Below are 16,091 nucleotides of genomic sequence, written 5' to 3'. Positions count from 1 at the left end.
ACTCAGGCCGAGAAGTCGCGGTCCCCGGTGAAGAACCCGAGGGCGTAGTCGTCCGTCTCGAACTTCACGTTGGTCCCTTTCGGGAAGAACAGGATGGACCCGGCATCGGCCACGAGCCGTTCCCCCGTGGACAGGTCCGTCAGCCTGAACTGTCCGGTGACCACGAACTTCATCTCGTCATAGGTGTACTCGTAGACCAGCGGCTCGCCGGCCTTGAGCTCGAAGAATCCGCTGCACATCCGCGAGCCCTCCGGGTTGGCGTAGGCATCCCCGATGAAGGCGTTCACGCCCGGTTCGTTCATGGATGGGATGATCTGCTGGGCGCCTTCGACCTTGTGGATGGCCCCTGCGCGGGTCATGCTGCCGAGTAGCTGCTGTTCCATGGTTACTCCTAAGAGATTCAGTTTCCTTGTGTTCAACAACCTAGTTCCCCGTACTGCGGGGTGATTTCAGCCGCGTAAATCGCGGGCAACGTGGCCCGGGCGCGGAAGGAATGTCCTCGTCAGACCGTGACCTGAGCGACGGCGGCCGACCCCTTCTCCCCCGTCCGGAGCCTCTCGACGTGGGCGAGTGCGGTGACCCAGAGCTTGCCGTCACCGATCTCCCCGGTGCGCGCGGCGGATCGGATGGCGTCCAGGGCGGACTCGAGCTGCTCCGCGTCAACCACGAGTTCGACCTTGATCTTGGGCAGAAAGTCCACCCGGTAAGCCGTGCCGCGGTAGTACTCGGTGCTGCCGCCCTGAGCCCCGTGTCCGGCGACCTCGGTGACGGTCAGTCCGGTCAGGCCGAACTCGGCCAGGGACTCCTTGACATCGCCGAGCTTGGCCGGCTGGATGATGGCGGTGATCAGGTTCATGGTCGAGTGCCTTTCGGATCGGGGCTGGGCCGGTCAGTTGCGGCTGAGGTGGTAGGCGGATTCTGCGTGCAGTGACGTGTCCAGTCCGGCGAACTCGATCTCCTCGTCCACGCGCAGTCCGATCACCTTGTCCATGGCCTTGGCGATCACGAAGGTGACCACGAAGGAGTAGAGGCAGGTGGCGACGATGGCGACGAGTTCGCGCCACAGGATGTCCCAGTCGCCGCCGAACAGCACGCCGGTGATACCGGCCGGGGCGGCCGCCGCACCGAAGAGCACCACGCACAGTGTGCCGACGATCCCGCCCATGCCGTGCACCATGAAGGCGTCCAGGGGTTCGTCGATCTTCAGCTTGGGCAGCAGGGTCATGAGCCAGCTGACCGCCGCGCCGGTGAACAGGCCGACCAGGAGGGCGCCGATCGGGCTGACGGCGTCCGCGGAGGGGGTGATGCCGACCAGGCCGGCCACCAGGCCGGTGATCATGCCCAGGGTGGTGGTTCGCCCCTCGCGGAGCTTCTCCACGATGACGAAGCCGAGCATGCCGGTGCAGCCGGCCAGCAGGGTGGCGAGGACCACATATTCGGCCAGGAAACTCGCGCCGCCGGCGGTGCCGCCATTGAACCCGATCCAGCCGACCCACAGCAGGCCTGCGCCCAGGACGGCCAGGGGCAGGTTGTGCGGCCGGCCGGGGAAGGCCTTGCGCTTGCCGAGGACCAGGGCCAGGGCCAGGGCGGCCATCCCCGCGTTCATATGGACGGCAGTGCCGCCGGCGAAGTCGTGCAGCTGGACCACGTTGCGCAGCCAGCCACCGGTGACGCCGGCCTCCTCGTCGTCGAAGGCGAAGACCCAGTGGGCGATGGGGCTGTAGACCAGCAGCAGCCAGAGGGCCGCGAAGCCCAGCCAGGCACCGAACTTCATGCGCCCCGCCGCACCGGAGGCGACGATGGCGATGGAGATGCCCGCGAAGAGGACGTAGAACGCGCCCCAGAAGGTGGAGCCGGAGCCGTCGTCCGTCATGAGCGATTCGAAGCCGAGCATTTCGACGGGGTTGCCGATGAACCCGCCGATCGAGTCGCCGAGGACCAGCCCGTGGCCGATGACCACGTAGAAGACGGCGGTGACGGCCAGGGCGCCCATGACCATCATGATCATGTTGAGGGTGTGACGCGATCCGAGCATCCCGCCGTAGAACAGGGCGAGGCCGGGGAACATCAACAGGACGAGGGCAAAGGCTGCGAGGAGCCAGGCGAGATCGGTTGCTTCCACTGGTGCGACCTTCCATCGAGGTGACTGTGATTCAACAGTTTGCCCCGCAGGAAACCCGCCGTGGTTACCCTGCCGTTAACTCTGTGTTGCGCCTCCAGACGGCCAGACCCAGGGTTCCCAGCGCGGCGGAGAACTCCAGCCCGGACGCCCGCCGACCGTCTTGGGGGGACGGATGGTAGGCCGCCACGACGCCGGCCGGCAGCACGAGCACGGAGGCGCAGCCGGGTGCCCCGGCCTCGCCGTCCGCTCCGCCTGCCCCGGCAGTGGGAAGCAGTTCCCCACCGGCGATGGTCTGATGCGGCACGGTACGGGGGCCGAAGCCCGGCAGCCCGCCGGCCAGGCCGGCCGGCTCCACGGTCCGCCGCATCCAGCCCAGCATCCGCTCGGACCGGGCCACGGGACCGGACAGCAGGGCGCACAGGTCCGCGGGGTTGGTCTGCCCGAGCATCCCCTCGCCCCAGCTCACCGCATTCGACGAACCCGCGCCACCGTCCGACTCGACCCCGGTGAACACGGTCGCGCCCCGTCCGAGGTCGGCCGCCACGGCGCGGGCCTCGGCGAGCACCTCCACTCCCCGGGCGGCCAGCAGCTCCAGCAGGGCGAGCACGCAGGCACCGTCGCCGGTGCCGAGGATCAGCCCCATGGCGTCCTCCACGCTCAGTCGCAGGTCGCCCGACATCAGGCGGAGGGTGCCCGTTCGGGCGGCGTGGCGGTGCCGGTCGGTCACCGTGAGCGTCGTGCCCGGCAGCCCGGGGTCCCGCCCGGCCACGGTGTCCACCACGCAGGCCAGCCACAGTTTGCCGGTACCGGCCAGCGGATGGGGTGGGCCGGCGTCGTGCTCCAGGTACCGGCCGTCCGCGAACCGGACGGCGAAGCGCAGCTGCGGGTACGCCGCCGGGATGTCACCGAGGGGCAGGGCACGCACGGCGGGCAGCCGGCTCACGCGGCCACCACGGGCACAGCCCAGTCCTCGATCGCGCGGCCGACCTCCGCGAAGGCGGTGAAGACGGCGTTGCGGCCCGGTACCCCGTCCGGCAGCGAGGTGGGGACGGTCTCGGCAAAGACGGCGACGGCGGCCAGCGGCGCCCCCTGTGCGTCCAGTGCGAGCCCCACCTGGGACAGCGACCGCAGGCCGCGGCCGTTCTTCTCCGCAAAACTGATACGCGTGGTCGCCGCTCCGAGGCGCGGGGTGTAGATGCCCTTCATGAGACCGATGATCCGGCGGCAGTCGTCGGGGAGGAGCTGGAGTCGGGCGGCGGCGCTGACGGAGGCTGACCCCTCACCGGCGCCGGAGCCGATCAACGCGAGCAGGCGGGCCTGGTCGGCGGCCGTGGTGACGGTGAGCCCGTCGATCGGGTGGTGCCAGGCGAGGCCGCCGGTGCGCGGGAAGACCTCACGGTGGAGGGTCGATCGCATCCCGGCCCAAGCGCAGTAGTCGTTGACGTACTGCAAGGCCTCCTGTCGTTCGCCCTCCGAGTTACGACCACGCCCGTCGTCGAGAATCCCCGATGGACCCACCGAGGATCGTGTTCGTAACCCTGTGGCGAGGGCCTCGAAGACCAACTGGGTGCAGATGTTGTCCGAGGTGCACATCATCTGCGTCAGGCAGTCCGCCAGCGTCAGGTCGATCCCGGCGCTGAGGGTGCGCATGATGCCGGCCTGCACGCCGTCGCGGTGCGCCTCGGTGATCGTGTGCCGCTGCTCGAGGTCCAGTCGGCCGGCTCGGGCGAGCGCGAGGGTGGCGCAGAGGATGCTGACCTTGCGCGTGGAGAAGGACGGGACCACCATGTCGGCACCCCGGGTGATGCGGGTGAGGGGGACACCACGGGTGTTCGGACCCGCAGGGGCGTCCGATCGAGGATGCAACGGCTTCACGGCGTAGTGCAGCGCGAACGGCAGGGTCCCTGCCCGGGCGGTCAGGCGTCGGTGCAACTCGGCGGTGTCCACGGGCCGACCCTACGTCACCTCAGGAGCGCATGCCCCGGCTGAGATCCCAATGGCACCTCCGGGCCCAGCTGGGCACCTCGGGGACTTAACGCTCGCCGCACGTTTTCGAAACAGAAACGAAACGCGGTGTTCCTACCGTGAGGTGCACGGAATGGAGACCGTCTGCCCTCCAGGGTCAGGCTTCTCCCTCCGTGATCGCACCCATCACTCGAGGAGTCCCCGTGAGCCTGCCGTCCCCCACCTCCCGTTCGCCACGAGACTGGCGGCGGCGCCGACGCCGGATTGCCGCCGTACCAGCCACACTGGCGGTTCTCGCACTGGCTGTCACCGCGTGCGGGGCCCGCGCCGGCGAGACGGCAGCCGGGGGCTCCTCCACCTCGGCGGACTCATCGAGCACCAGCTGCGTGGACACCAGCGGGGACTCCATCAAGGTCGGGTTCATCAACTCTCTCTCCGGCACCATGGCCATCAGCGAGACCACTGTCTTCCAGTCGTTGTCCATGGCCGCCGAGGAGATCAACGAGGACGGCGGCATCCTGGGCAAGCAGATCGAGGTCGTGTCCGAGGACGGGGCCTCCGAGCCGACCATCTTCGCCGAACGCTCTGAGCGGCTGATCCAGCAGGAATGTGTGGCCGCAGTCTTCGGCGGCTGGACCTCCGCCTCCCGCAAGGCCATGCTCCCCGTCTTCGAGGCCAACGATTCCCTGCTGTTCTATCCCGTGCAGTACGAGGGCATGGAGTCCTCGGAGAACATCTTCTACTCGGGGGCCACCACCAACCAGCAGATCATTCCCGCGCTGGATTATCTGGCCGAGGAGCAGGACATCGAGTCCCTTTACCTGGTGGGCAGCGACTATGTCTTCCCTCGGACTGCCAATGCCATCATCAAGGCCTACGCCGAGGAGCACGGCATCGAGATCCTCGGCGAGGACTACACGCCGCTGGGCTCCACCGACTTCACCACTATCGTCAACGGAGTCCAGGCCTCCGGGGCGGACGCCGTGTTCAACACGCTCAACGGCGACTCCAATGTGGCCTTCTTCCGGCAGTACAACAGCGTGGGGCTGGAGGCCGAGACCATGCCGGTGATGTCCGTGTCCATCGCGGAGGAGGAGATCGAGGGCATCGGCGCCGAGAACGTCGAGGGCCAGTTCACGGCCTGGAACTATTACCAGACGCTGGACACCCCGGAGAACGAGGCCTTCGTGGAGCGATTCAAGGAGAATCAGGGAGAGGGTCGCGTGACCTCCGATCCCATGGAGGCCGCCTATACCAGCCTGTATCTGTGGAAGGCGATGGTGGAAGAGGCGGAGTCCTTCGCCACCGACGACGTCCGTGCGGCTGCCGGCGAGGTGGACTTCGAGGCGCCCGAGGGCACCGTCTCCTACGATCCGGACAACCAGCATCTGGTGAAGACCCCGCGGATCGGGCAGGTCACTGAGGACGGCTTGATTGACATCGTGTGGGAGACGGACGAGGCCGTCGAACCGGATCCGTTCCTGGAGGGCTACGACTGGGCCTCCTCCCTGGCCTCCTCGTTGGATACCGGTTCTGACAGCTGAGCCGAGGTAGCCCCCGGCCTGGGCCGGGGGCTACCGGACAGGAGACTCATGGACATCCTCATCTCTCAGCTCGTGGCAGGCGTCAGCATCGGATCCGTCCTGTTGTTGGTCGCGGTAGGGCTCTCGCTCACCTTCGGCCAGATGGGCGTGATCAACATGGCCCATGGCGAGTTCATCATGGTCGGCGCGTACACCACCTACGTGGTCCAGCGGATCCTCGTGGACGCGGGGCTCTCCCTGCTGTTCGCCATTCCTGCGGCGTTCGTGGTGGCCGGCGCGCTCGGCCTGATCATCGAGCAATTCCTCATCCGGCACCTGTACCACCGTCCTCTGGACACGTTGCTGGCAACCTTCGGTGTGGGTCTGGTCCTGCAGCAGGTGGCCCGCGACGTCTTCGGCGCCCAGGCCGTCGATGTGGCGGTCCCCGGCTGGCTGCAGGGCAACCTGCAGGTGTTCGGGGCTGTGGTGCCCTACTCCAGACTGTTCATCCTGGTGCTGTCCATCGCCGTCGTCGGGGCCGTGGTCCTGTTCATGGCCAAGTCGCCGGCCGGCCGCCAGATCCGTGCCACGGTCCTCAACCGAGACCTGGCCGAGACCAGCGGTATTTCGAGCCGGCGCATGGACCGGATGACGTTCTTCCTCGGCTCGGGACTGGCCGGGGTGGCCGGGGTGGCCGTCACCCTGATCGGCTCGACCGGCCCGACCATCGGCACCAGCTACATCGTGGACGCTTTCCTGGTGGTGGTCGCCGGCGGCATCGGCAAGATCAAGGGTGCGGTCATCGCGGCCTTCACCCTGGGCGTGCTGCAGGCACTCATCGAGTATTCGACCTCCGCCAGCCTGGCGAAGTTCTTCGTCCTGGTCATCGTGGTCGCGTTCCTGCAGCTGCGCCCGCAAGGGCTGTTCGCCGTCAAGACAAGGAGCCTGGCATGAGCCTCACCAGCACAGAGCGCGGAGACCCGTCCGCCGCCGGACCGGACGAGGCCCGAGTGGGCGACGCCGGACGGGGCCGTCCGGCGGGTCCGGTACCGGGGGTGCCCCGCCGGGGGCTCGCCTATGGCGGCATGGCGGTACTCGCCATCGCCCTGATGGTCCTGGTGCCGATGTTCTTCGGCACCTTCCAGGTCAACCAGATCGGCAGGTTCGTGTGCCTGGCCATCGTGGCGGTTGGCATCGGCCTGGCCTGGGGCCGCGGTGGCATGCTCACCATGGGTCAGGGCGCCTTCTTCGGCATCGGGGCCTACGTCATGGCGATGCACATGCTGCTCTCCGACGCCGCCCTGCGGGGCCCGGACACCCTGCCGTCCTTCATGGTGCTCTCGGGCAACGGGGAGTTGCCATGGTTCTGGGAGCCGTTCCGCAGCGGGACGGTCACCGTCCTGGGCATCGTGCTGCTGCCTGCCCTGGTGGCGGGCCTGCTGGGCTTCTCACTGTTCAAGCGCAAGGTCAAGGGCGCCTACTTCGCCATCCTGAACCAGGCCCTCGTCGCCGCAGTCGCGGTGCTGCTGATCGGCCAGCAGGACACCCTGGGCGGGTCCAACGGCCTCAGCGGGTTCCAGTCATTCTTCGGTCTCTCCCTGGCCGATCCGCTCAATCAGCAGTTCATCTACCTGTTGGCCTGTGGGGTGCTCGTGGCCATGGTCGCGCTGGCCTACTGGATGATGCGCAGCCGGTTCGGCGAACTGCTGGTGGCCACCCGGGACGGCGAGGAGCGCGTCCGGTTCCTGGGCTACGATCCCGCGGGCGTCAAGACCATCGCCTACATGGCCGCCGCCATGATGGCCAGCATCGGCGGGGCGCTGTTCGTGCCGATCGTCGGGATCATCTCGCCCACTTCGATCGGGGTCGCACCCTCCATCGCCTTCGTGATCGGCGTGGCTGTCGGCGGACGAGGTTCCCTGTTCGGTCCCGTCCTCGGCGCTCTGGCGGTCGCCTGGGCCGAGTCGTCGCTCGCGCAAGCCTTCCCCTCCGGATGGAGCTACTTCCAAGGGTTGCTCCTCATCCTGGTCATCGTCCTGCTTCCCGGCGGAGTCGCCTCACTCGGCCAACGATTCCGCCGCCGCCGGGCCGACTCCGGCAACGGCTCCACCCCGGATCCCGGAACCGACCCGGCCGAACCAGCGCACGTACCCGCCCCGAAGGGAACCCTGACATGAGTGTCACCGACATCGACAGCAGGCCCACAGCTGCAGCGGATCAGACTCCACTGACCACCCCAGCCGGGAACACCGGATTGGCCGTCCGAGACCTGACCGTCCGCTTCGGGCCCTTCACCGCGGTCGACGGGGTCGACCTCGACTTCGCCCCGGACACGGTCCACTTCCTCATCGGCCCCAACGGCGCCGGCAAGACCACCTGCGTGGACGCCATCACGGGCCTGTCCAAGGCCACGGGCTCCGTCCGGCTCGACGGACAAGAAGTGCTGGGCATCCCCGTCCGGAAGCTCGCCCGCCAGGGAATCGGCCGCACCTTCCAGACCGCCACCCTGTTCGAGAACCTCACCGTCCTGCAGAACCTGGACATCGCCGCCGGCATGCACCGCTCCCGATGGTCGTTGCTCGGTGCCCGCAGCCGGATCGACCCCGCCATCGACGAGGCGCTGGAGGACACGGGGCTCGGACATGTCATCGACCGTCCCGCCGGCATCCTCTCGCACGGGCAGAAGCAGTGGGTCGAGATCGCCATGCTCCTGGTCCAGCGGGCCAAGGTGCTGCTGCTGGACGAGCCGGTGGCCGGCATGAGCCACGACGAACGGCAGGCCACCGGCGAGCTGTTGCACCGGCTCAAGCGGGAACGCACCGTGATCGTGGTGGAGCATGACATGGACTTCATGCGCCAGTTCGCCTCCGAGGTGACCGTCCTGCACCAGGGAAAGGTCCTGTCCGCCGGTTCGGTGGACGCCGTGACTTCGGACCCTCGGGTCCAACAGGTGTACCTGGGAAGCGGGCCGGACGCAGAGGCCGAAGGGAACCAGCCAGCATGATGCTCGAGATCGAGAACCTGACCGTCGGCTACGACCGCACCACCGTGCTGCGGGACGTGAGCCTCGGGTGTGCAGAGCACGGTGTCACCGCCGTCCTGGGGCACAACGGAGCCGGCAAGACCACCCTGCTCAAGGCGGCCATCGGCCTCCTGCGCCCGAGCGCCGGGACCATCCGCCTGGACGGTGAGGACATCACCCGGCACGCTCCCCACCGCCGGGTCCACGCCGGACTGGCCTACGTCCCCCAGGGCCAACGATCGTTCGAGCAGCTCTCCGCCCTGGAGAACCTCCAGGTCGTGGCCGACGGCCAGCCCCGCTCACGGCGCCGCGCCGCCGTCCAGGAGGCCCTGGACCGGTTCCCCGCCCTGCAGGCCGTGCTCGACCGGCAGGCCGGACTGCTCTCCGGTGGCCAGCGCCAACAACTCGCCATCGCCCGGGCCCTCATCACGAAACCGCGGCTGCTGCTGCTGGACGAACCCACCGAGGGAATCCAGCCCTCCGTGGTCCTGGAGATCGAGCAGGCCGTCGAGTCCCTCGCCGCCGACGGCATGAGCATCCTCCTGGTCGAACAGCACGTCGGTTTCGCCATCCGCGTCGCCCAGAACTACACGGTGCTTGCAGCAGGCCGGGCCACCCACCAAGGCGACGGCGGCCTCGCCGCCCGAGACAGTGTCCGCGAGGCCCTGGCCCTGTGAACCGCGTCCTCCCGTCCACCGCACCAGACACCGTCCCGAGATGAGAACCGTGCCCCACCGCGCCCGGCGCCGTCGTACGTCGTCGTCCGTCCTCGCGCTGGCCGTCGCCGTGGCCTTGACCTCGTGCTCGACCGGCGGGACCGCCACCACCGCCGAGAGCGGCGCGGGACTGCGGCTGGCCGAATCCACCGAGTACGCGAGCCTCCATCCCCTCGACCACCCACTCGGCATCACCACCAAGTTCTACGACGGCCTCGTCAATGTGGGGGAGAACGGCGCCCTGGAGCCGGGGCTCGCCGCGCAGATGCCCACCCCGGACGAGGACCTGACCACGTGGACGGTCCAGCTGCGCCAGGACGTCACCTTCTCGGACGGTTCGAATTTCACCGCCGACGACGTCCTTGCCGCCTATGATGCCGTCCGTGATCCTGCGATGGGGTCCTGGATGGCGGCCGACTACGCCATGGTCGATGCTGTCACGGCGCTCGGCGAGCACACGGTCGAGTTCAAGCTGAGCCACTCCTATGCGGGGCTTCCCGCCCGGCTGACCCTCGGGATCCCGGCCTCTGAGGCGCTCGGCGACTCGGTGCTCCACTCCTCGCTGGCCGCCGAGCCGGTCGGCACCGGCCCCTACGTGCTGGAGGACTGGCGCCGCGGGGAGTCAATGGCCCTGTCCTCGCGCGACGACTGGTGGGCCGGGGATCCGGAAGTCGAGCGCATCGATATCGCCTTCGTCCCGGACGAGAACGCCCGCGCCCAGCGCCTACGTAGCGGCGAGTTCGACGGCGCCCAGCTCTCCCCCCGGCTGGCCGCGGCCCTGGACGGCGTCAACGACCTGGAACTCGTCACCAACCCCTCGGGGGACTTCCGCGGCATCTCCCTGCCGCAGTCGCTACCCTTCTTCCAGGACCCGCAGGTCCGGACCGCCGTGAACCTGGCCACCGACCGGCAGGCGATGATCGACGGCATTCTCCAGGGCCACGGCCGGCCGCTGGCCACGCCGATGACCCCGGCCCAGGGCGACTCCTACGAGCCCTCCGCGCGGTTCGACCATGACCCGGCCCGTGCCGCCGAGCTCCTGGACGGGGCGGGCTGGACCCTCACCGTGGACGGGGTGCGGGAGAAGGACGGCCGGCAGTTCTCCTTCGCCCTGATGTACTTCGCCGAGGACACGCTGCGCCGGGACCTGGCCCAGGCCTTCGCCTCGGACCTGTCCGAGCTGGGCATCCGGGTTGAGCTGGAGGGCGTCGACCGGTCGCAGGCCGCGGCATCCATGGAGGACAAGGCCTTTGTCCTCGGCGGCGGAGACCTGCCCTATGACGCCGACACCCAGGTCTACCGCCAGGTCAGCTCAGACTTCGCCGACTACGACCCGGACGACCCCTATTCGAACCCCTCCGGATACGCCGACGAACAGGTCGACCGGCTGCTGGCCGAGTCCCGCGAGGAGGCCGATCCGCAGATCCGCGCCGGTCTCTACCGCGAGCTGCAGACCCGGCTGGTCCAGAACCCTCCCATGGTCTCCCTCATGGCGCTGGAGCACACCTATGTGGCCCAGGGCCTGGACCGCTGGGACGGCCTGGCCCCGGTCGTCGAACCCCACGAGCACGGCGTGGCGTGGGGTCCATGGTGGAACGTCGAGTCCTGGACCCGGCCGTGAGCATGACGCCGGCGCCCGAGCGGGCGGTCGGCCCGCCTCTCGCATCCCCGGGCGCCTCCCAAGGTGCGGTGCGGGCCACGCGGAACCGGCGCGGCAGGCTCGTCGGGGTGCTCGTCGGGCGGCGCCTGGCCTGGACCGTCCCCTTGCTGGCGGTCATCTCCCTCGGCATCTTCGCGCTCGCGGCCCTCTCCCCGGCCGACGCCACGACGGGCTTCCTCGGGGCCCGCGGAGAGTTCACCCCGGCTTCCTCCCGGGATAACGTCGAAGAGCTCCTCGGCCACGGCACCTGGCTGGAATCGTGGCTCGCCTGGGCCGGTTCCACCCTCACCGGGGACCCGGGATGGTCCACGGCCTACCGTGCCCCGGTCGCCGAGATCGTGGCCGCCCGGCTGCCCTGGACCGTCCTGATCATGGCAACAGGCGTGCTGTCCGCCGCGGTGCTCAGCGTTGTGCTGGCCCTGGGGGTGGCCCTGACACCCCACCACCCGGTGTCCCGCACCGTGGTGGGCGGACTGTGGGCGGTCACGGCGCTCCCCTCCTTCCTCGTGTCCCTCGGCCTGATGGCGGTGTTCGCGATCGGCCTCGGCTGGCTGCCGGCGGGCGGGCTGACCAACCCCGGCGCGGACCTCACCGCGGGGCAGGTGGCCACGCACATGGTGCTGCCGACCGCCGCCGTCGCCGTGTCCCAGGTGCCGTGGATGAGCCTGCACCTGCACGAGGCCCTGCGCGCCCAGCTGAACGGACCGGCCGTCGAGGCCGCGCGAGTTCGCGGCCTGTCCGAGCCCACCATCGTGGCCCGTCACGCACTGCCGGCCGCCGCGATCCCCGTGGTGGCCATCGCGGGGACGCGACTGCCCGAGATCGTGGCGGGAGCCGCCGTCGTGGAACTGGTCCTCTCCTGGCCGGGGCTGGGCCAGGCGCTCGTCGAGGCCGCCCTGGCCCAGGACCTGGCCCTGCTGGCCACCGTCGGCGTCCTCCTGACGGCCGCCTCCCTCCTCGGCGGGCTGCTGGCGGATGTGGCCCTCGTGGCCCTGGACCCGAGGACCGACCCCCGTGAACTCTGAGACGCTCCGGACCCACACCACCCTGACCGCCGGAGGACGGGCACCGGACGCACCCCCACCTGCCCGGCGCCCCCTGCCGTCTCGGCAGTCCCGGCAGTTCCGCCCGTCCCGGGGCGCGCATGACGCCACGCCTGGCCGTGCCGTGCGGATCCTCTGCGCCACAGTGCTGGCGGCCCTGGTGGCCTACGCCGTGCTCGTCCCGATACTCTTCACCGTCGATCCGTTCCTGGTGGACTACCGCACCGGGGCACAGGGGCCGTCGCCGGCCCATCCTTTCGGCACCGACGTCGCCGGCCGGGACCTCTTCAGCCGCTCAGCCGCCGGCCTGCGCGTCTCGCTGATCGCCGCCATCGCCGGCGCGGCAGGTGCCGTGGTGATCGGCACCGCGGCCGGGGCCACGTGCGCGATGGTGGGCGGCCGGTTCGACCGCTGGTGCATGCGCGGAGTGGACACCCTCAACGCGGTCCCCCACCTGTTGCTGGGGATCGTGGTGGCCTCCTTCTTCCGTGGCTCGCTCCTGGCGATCGTGATGGTCGTCGCGGTCACCCACTGGACCCAGACCGCGCGGCTGGTGCGCTCAGAGATCTTGACCCTGCGCGCCCAGGACCATGTCCGCGCCGCCGTCTCCCAGGGGTTCACCCGCCTCCAGCTGGTCCGGCACCTCGGCCTGCCCCTGCTCGGCGGCCAGCTCGCGGTGGCGGCCGGCCTCCTGGTCCCTCACGCCGTCTGGCACGAGTCCACGCTGACCTTCATCGGCCTGGGCCTGCCGCCCCACCAGCCCTCCCTGGGATCACTACTCCAGCTCGGCCAGGAGGCCCTGCTCTCGGGTGCCTGGTGGTCCATCGCCGTCCCCGCCGGCCTGCTGGTCCTCGTGACCGTGTGCCTGGCCGGGCTCTTGCGCTCGCCCGCTGGACGTTCATGACCGGCAGACAGGGCGGCTCCGTACCCCACGCGCACGGTCAGGCGGCCGTCAGCGTCCGCGGGCTCACGGTGGACCTCGGAGCGGGGCCGGTCCTCCACGGGGTGGACCTCGACATCGTCCCCGGCGAGCTGCACGTGCTCTTCGGTCCCAGCGGGGCGGGCAAGTCGACTGTCGTCGCAGCCCTGTCCGGAACCCTCCGCAGCGGCGCCTCCGTCGATGGCGACGCCCGGCTGCTCACCGGGCAGCAGGAGATCGATCTGCTCACCCTCCCGGCGCGGGCATTCCGGCGGCGGGTTTCCGGCCGGCTGATCGGCACCTCCCGCCAGGGGTCCGGCGGCGCTTTCACCCCGACCATGACCGTGCTGGCCCAGCTTCGCCAGGCCCAGCACGCCCAGCACGGTCCACGGGGCTCCGTCTCCGGTTTCGGCTTCGCCCACCCGCACCAAGCCGGGCCCCCGTCCGGGCACCTCGACGATCTGGCGGCCGCCGCCGGGCTCGACCCCGCGACGCTCGGCAACCACCCGCACCGGTTCTCGGGCGGACAACTGGGCCGGCTGAGCCTGCTCGCCGCCATGGTCAACCACCCACCGGTGTTGCTGGCCGACGAACCGACCACCGGTCTTGACCGGGAAACCGCCGACACGGTGGGAGCCCTGCTGTCCGGATTCGCACGCGCCGGGCACGCCGTCCTGGTCGTGTCCCATGATGCCGATTTCGCCCGCCGCTGGGCCGGGCGGGTCACCCGGATCGCCGCAGGCCGCGTCGCGGACAGCGGCCCACCGGGCGGGGTCCTCGGGCCGGCACCGCGGATCCGCCCGCGGACCGGGGGCCCGGCACCGGGCCCGGTCCGCCTCGCGGCCCGGGCGGTGACGGTCCGCCATGGCTCGCGGGAGATCCTCGCCCCCACCGACCTGTCCATCCGCGCCGGTGAGGTGGTCGGGCTGACCGGACCGTCCGGCGTCGGGAAATCCTCCCTGGCCTCCGTGCTGGCGCTGCTCGATGAACCGGACGGGGGCCAGGTGGAGGTGGACGGCGAGGCCGTCCGAGGCGCCGGGCTGTCCCTGCCCCCGGGGCTCCGCCGGCGCTGCGGGTGGATCTCCCAGCATCCGCAGCGGGCCGTCTCCGCCCGGCACCGGCTGGGCGAGAGCCTCACGCTGCCGGCCCGGCTGGCCGGGATCGACGTGGACCCGACCCCCCTGCTGCACTCCCTCGGCCTGGACCCGGCCATCCTGGACCGGCGTCCGCACCAGGTCTCCGGCGGCCAGCTCCAGCGCATCTGCGTGGCCCGCGCCCTGGCCCTCCGGCCGCAGTCCGTCATCGCCGACGAGCCCATATCCATGCTGGACGGGGAGTCCGCCGCGCTCATCCTGCGCACGCTCCGCACCGCTGCGGACGAGGGTTCGGGCGTGCTGCTGGTGGGACACTCGCTCGAGGCCATGGCCGGGGTCTGCGACCGGGTCCTGCACCTGAGCCCCGGTCAGCACGGCGCCGTGCTGACCAATGCTGCGGACCCATCCTGGCTGGCCCCGGAGTCATAGCGCCTCGGTGCCCCAACGGCGGCGCCCTCGAGATCGTCACGGGGGCGGGGCCGCCCTGTGAGGACGGCCCCGCCCCCTGCGGGTTGGCATCAACGCCGTATCAATCCGTCCGCAACGGACTCTTGCTCGTTTCCCGGGACAGGGCCACGGCCACCAGGGAGATGACCGCAGCGACAACCAGCATCCACGCCGGAGCGACGGTGTTGCCGGAGGTGGCGATGAGCCAGGTGGCGATGAGCGGGGCAGTGCCCCCGAAGATCGCGTTGGCGATGTTGAAGCTCACGGCAAAGCCCGAGAACCGGACCTGCGTCGGAAAGATCTCGGCCAGGTAGCTCGGGAGCGTGCCGTCGTTCAGGGTAAGCATGGCGCCCAGGATGATCTGGATCAGGAGAATCACCACGAAGTTCTCCGTGCCCAAGAGGAGGAACGCCGGAACGGTGCACAGGATGAACAACAGCGAAGCACTGATCAGCACATTCTTCCGGCCGCACCGGTCGGACAGGGTTCCGGAGACGAAGATGAAGCCGATGTAGGTGACCAGGGCCACCGTGGTGGCGATGAACGAGAGGGTGGCGTCAAGGCCCATTTCCGTCGACAGATACGTCGGCATGTAGCTGAGGATGACATAGAAGCCAACCGCGTTCAGCAGTACGGCTCCGGTGGCCTGTAGCAGTTGGCGCCAGTGGTTTCTGAACAGTGTCCCGATCGGGGTAGCCACCTCGGCTTTCTTCGCGGCCATCTCGTGGAACACCGGGGTCTCCTCGAGCCGGGAGCGGATGTAGCGGCCGATCAGGCCCATGGGCGCGGCCAGGAGGAACGGAAGCCGCCACCCCCAGCTCTCCATCTGCTGGTCATCCAGGACCGCGGTCATGACAGTGGCCAGCAAGGATCCCAGCAGGAGTCCGGCAGCGGTGCTGGCCGGGACGATGGCCGCATACAGGCCGCGCCTCCCGTTCGGGGCGTACTCAACGAGGAAGGCGGAGGCACCCGCATACTCGCCCGAGGCCGAGAACCCCTGGACCAGCCGAAGGAGGAGCAATAGCAATGGCGCCCACAGCCCGATCGACGCGTAGGAGGGAATCAGCGCGATGCAGAAGGTGGCGACCGACATCAAGAGGATGGACCAGGACAACGCCGCCTGGCGGCCGATCCGGTCACCCACGTGTCCCCAGAAGAAGCCGCCGATAGGTCGGATGAGGAAGGACACGGCGAAGAGCCCGAAGGTCATCATGAGCCCGACCTGGGGGTCTGATCCGGGGAAGAAGACCCGGGTGATGACGACGGCGAAATAGCCGTACACGGCGTAGTCGAACCATTCGACGAAGTTCCCGATGAAGCTGGCGCCGACGACGCGCTTGCGCATGCGGGAGTCGACGACCTGGCCGGAGGGCGGAGGTGTTGTGGAAGTGGTGTCGGTGCTCATGATGGAGTGCCTCTTTTGATTGGGGTCGTGACGAGAATGTCTACGGGGTGCTGATATCCGGCCACAGCGGACACCTACTCCGGGGCACTCAGGCGTCGATGATGTTGTTCTCCGGGCCGAAGCCGAACTTCGTGATGTTCTCCACGCCGCCGTCTTCTCCGATGACCAGGATGTC

At 69.5% G+C, this 16,091-nt stretch carries 15 protein-coding genes; 9 read left to right on the top strand and 6 right to left on the bottom strand.

What is annotated here, in order from left to right:
- Nucleotides 1-2: 2 nt before the first annotated feature.
- From AB0333_RS10190 to AB0333_RS10170, 5 genes are all read right to left on the bottom strand, one after another.
- Nucleotides 3-383 carry a cupin domain-containing protein gene (locus AB0333_RS10190; RefSeq protein ID WP_366218578.1) on the bottom strand — a complete coding sequence of 127 codons (381 nt, stop codon included), beginning with the start codon at nt 381-383 and terminating at the stop codon, nt 3-5.
- Nucleotides 384-502: 119 nt separating this feature from the next.
- Entirely contained in the window at nt 503-856 is a 354-nt protein-coding gene (locus tag AB0333_RS10185; protein WP_366218577.1) for a P-II family nitrogen regulator, read from the bottom strand.
- Nucleotides 857-889: 33 nt separating this feature from the next.
- Nucleotides 890-2,122: an ammonium transporter gene (locus AB0333_RS10180; RefSeq protein ID WP_366218576.1), complete on the bottom strand. Its 1,233-nt coding sequence runs from the start codon at nt 2,120-2,122 to the stop codon at nt 890-892.
- Between the two features lie 64 nt (nt 2,123-2,186).
- Nucleotides 2,187-3,065, bottom strand: a complete 879-nt coding sequence (locus AB0333_RS10175) for a serine hydrolase (RefSeq protein WP_366218575.1) — start codon at nt 3,063-3,065, stop codon at nt 2,187-2,189.
- Entirely contained in the window at nt 3,062-4,069 is a 1,008-nt protein-coding gene (locus tag AB0333_RS10170) for a serine hydrolase (protein ID WP_366218574.1), read from the bottom strand. The genes AB0333_RS10175 and AB0333_RS10170 overlap by 4 nt, the downstream gene beginning before the upstream one ends.
- A gap of 221 nt (nt 4,070-4,290) precedes the next feature.
- Here AB0333_RS10170 and urtA point away from each other — a divergent pair, with 221 nt between their 5' ends.
- Genes urtA through AB0333_RS10125 form a run of 9 tightly spaced genes read left to right on the top strand, consistent with a single transcriptional unit; the run spans nt 4,291 to nt 14,493 of the window.
- The gene (gene urtA, locus AB0333_RS10165) at nt 4,291-5,631 is read left to right on the top strand and encodes an urea ABC transporter substrate-binding protein (RefSeq protein WP_245952247.1); all 1,341 of its coding nucleotides are present in this window, start codon (nt 4,291-4,293) and stop codon (nt 5,629-5,631) included.
- 48 nt (nt 5,632-5,679) lie between these two features.
- Nucleotides 5,680-6,564: an urea ABC transporter permease subunit UrtB gene (gene urtB, locus AB0333_RS10160; RefSeq protein ID WP_366218573.1), complete on the top strand. Its 885-nt coding sequence runs from the start codon at nt 5,680-5,682 to the stop codon at nt 6,562-6,564.
- Entirely contained in the window at nt 6,561-7,787 is a 1,227-nt protein-coding gene (gene urtC, locus AB0333_RS10155; protein WP_366218572.1) for an urea ABC transporter permease subunit UrtC, read from the top strand. Before urtB ends, urtC begins: the two co-directional genes overlap by 4 nt.
- Complete coding sequence (gene urtD, locus AB0333_RS10150; protein ID WP_366218571.1) at nt 7,784-8,614, top strand: urea ABC transporter ATP-binding protein UrtD; 831 nt, start codon at nt 7,784-7,786, stop codon at nt 8,612-8,614. Before urtC ends, urtD begins: the two co-directional genes overlap by 4 nt.
- The gene (gene urtE, locus AB0333_RS10145; RefSeq protein ID WP_366218570.1) at nt 8,611-9,309 is read left to right on the top strand and encodes an urea ABC transporter ATP-binding subunit UrtE; all 699 of its coding nucleotides are present in this window, start codon (nt 8,611-8,613) and stop codon (nt 9,307-9,309) included. The genes urtD and urtE overlap by 4 nt, the downstream gene beginning before the upstream one ends.
- 40 nt (nt 9,310-9,349) lie before the next feature.
- Nucleotides 9,350-10,969, top strand: a complete 1,620-nt coding sequence (locus tag AB0333_RS10140) for an ABC transporter substrate-binding protein (protein WP_366218569.1) — start codon at nt 9,350-9,352, stop codon at nt 10,967-10,969.
- A 2-nt stretch (nt 10,970-10,971) separates the two neighbouring features.
- Nucleotides 10,972-12,033, top strand: a complete 1,062-nt coding sequence (locus AB0333_RS10135) for an ABC transporter permease (protein WP_245952469.1) — start codon at nt 10,972-10,974, stop codon at nt 12,031-12,033.
- A complete protein-coding gene (locus tag AB0333_RS10130; RefSeq protein WP_366218568.1) occupies nt 12,023-12,955 on the top strand; it encodes an ABC transporter permease in 933 nt (310 codons plus the stop codon). Before AB0333_RS10135 ends, AB0333_RS10130 begins: the two co-directional genes overlap by 11 nt.
- A complete protein-coding gene (locus AB0333_RS10125; RefSeq protein ID WP_366218567.1) occupies nt 12,952-14,493 on the top strand; it encodes an ATP-binding cassette domain-containing protein in 1,542 nt (513 codons plus the stop codon). Before AB0333_RS10130 ends, AB0333_RS10125 begins: the two co-directional genes overlap by 4 nt.
- Before the next feature lie 100 nt (nt 14,494-14,593).
- On the opposite strand, the gene AB0333_RS10120 is transcribed toward AB0333_RS10125, so the two are convergent.
- Complete coding sequence (locus tag AB0333_RS10120) at nt 14,594-15,856, bottom strand: MFS transporter (RefSeq protein WP_366218714.1); 1,263 nt, start codon at nt 15,854-15,856, stop codon at nt 14,594-14,596.
- Nucleotides 15,857-16,091: the final 235 nt, after the last annotated feature.

It is taken from the genome of Citricoccus sp. NPDC079358 (genome assembly GCF_040702545.1).
Classification (GTDB): Bacteria; Actinomycetota; Actinomycetes; order Actinomycetales; family Micrococcaceae; genus Citricoccus.
The sequence above is the reverse complement of the archived record's forward strand: the minus strand, read 5'-3'. Positions and strand labels throughout refer to the sequence as shown.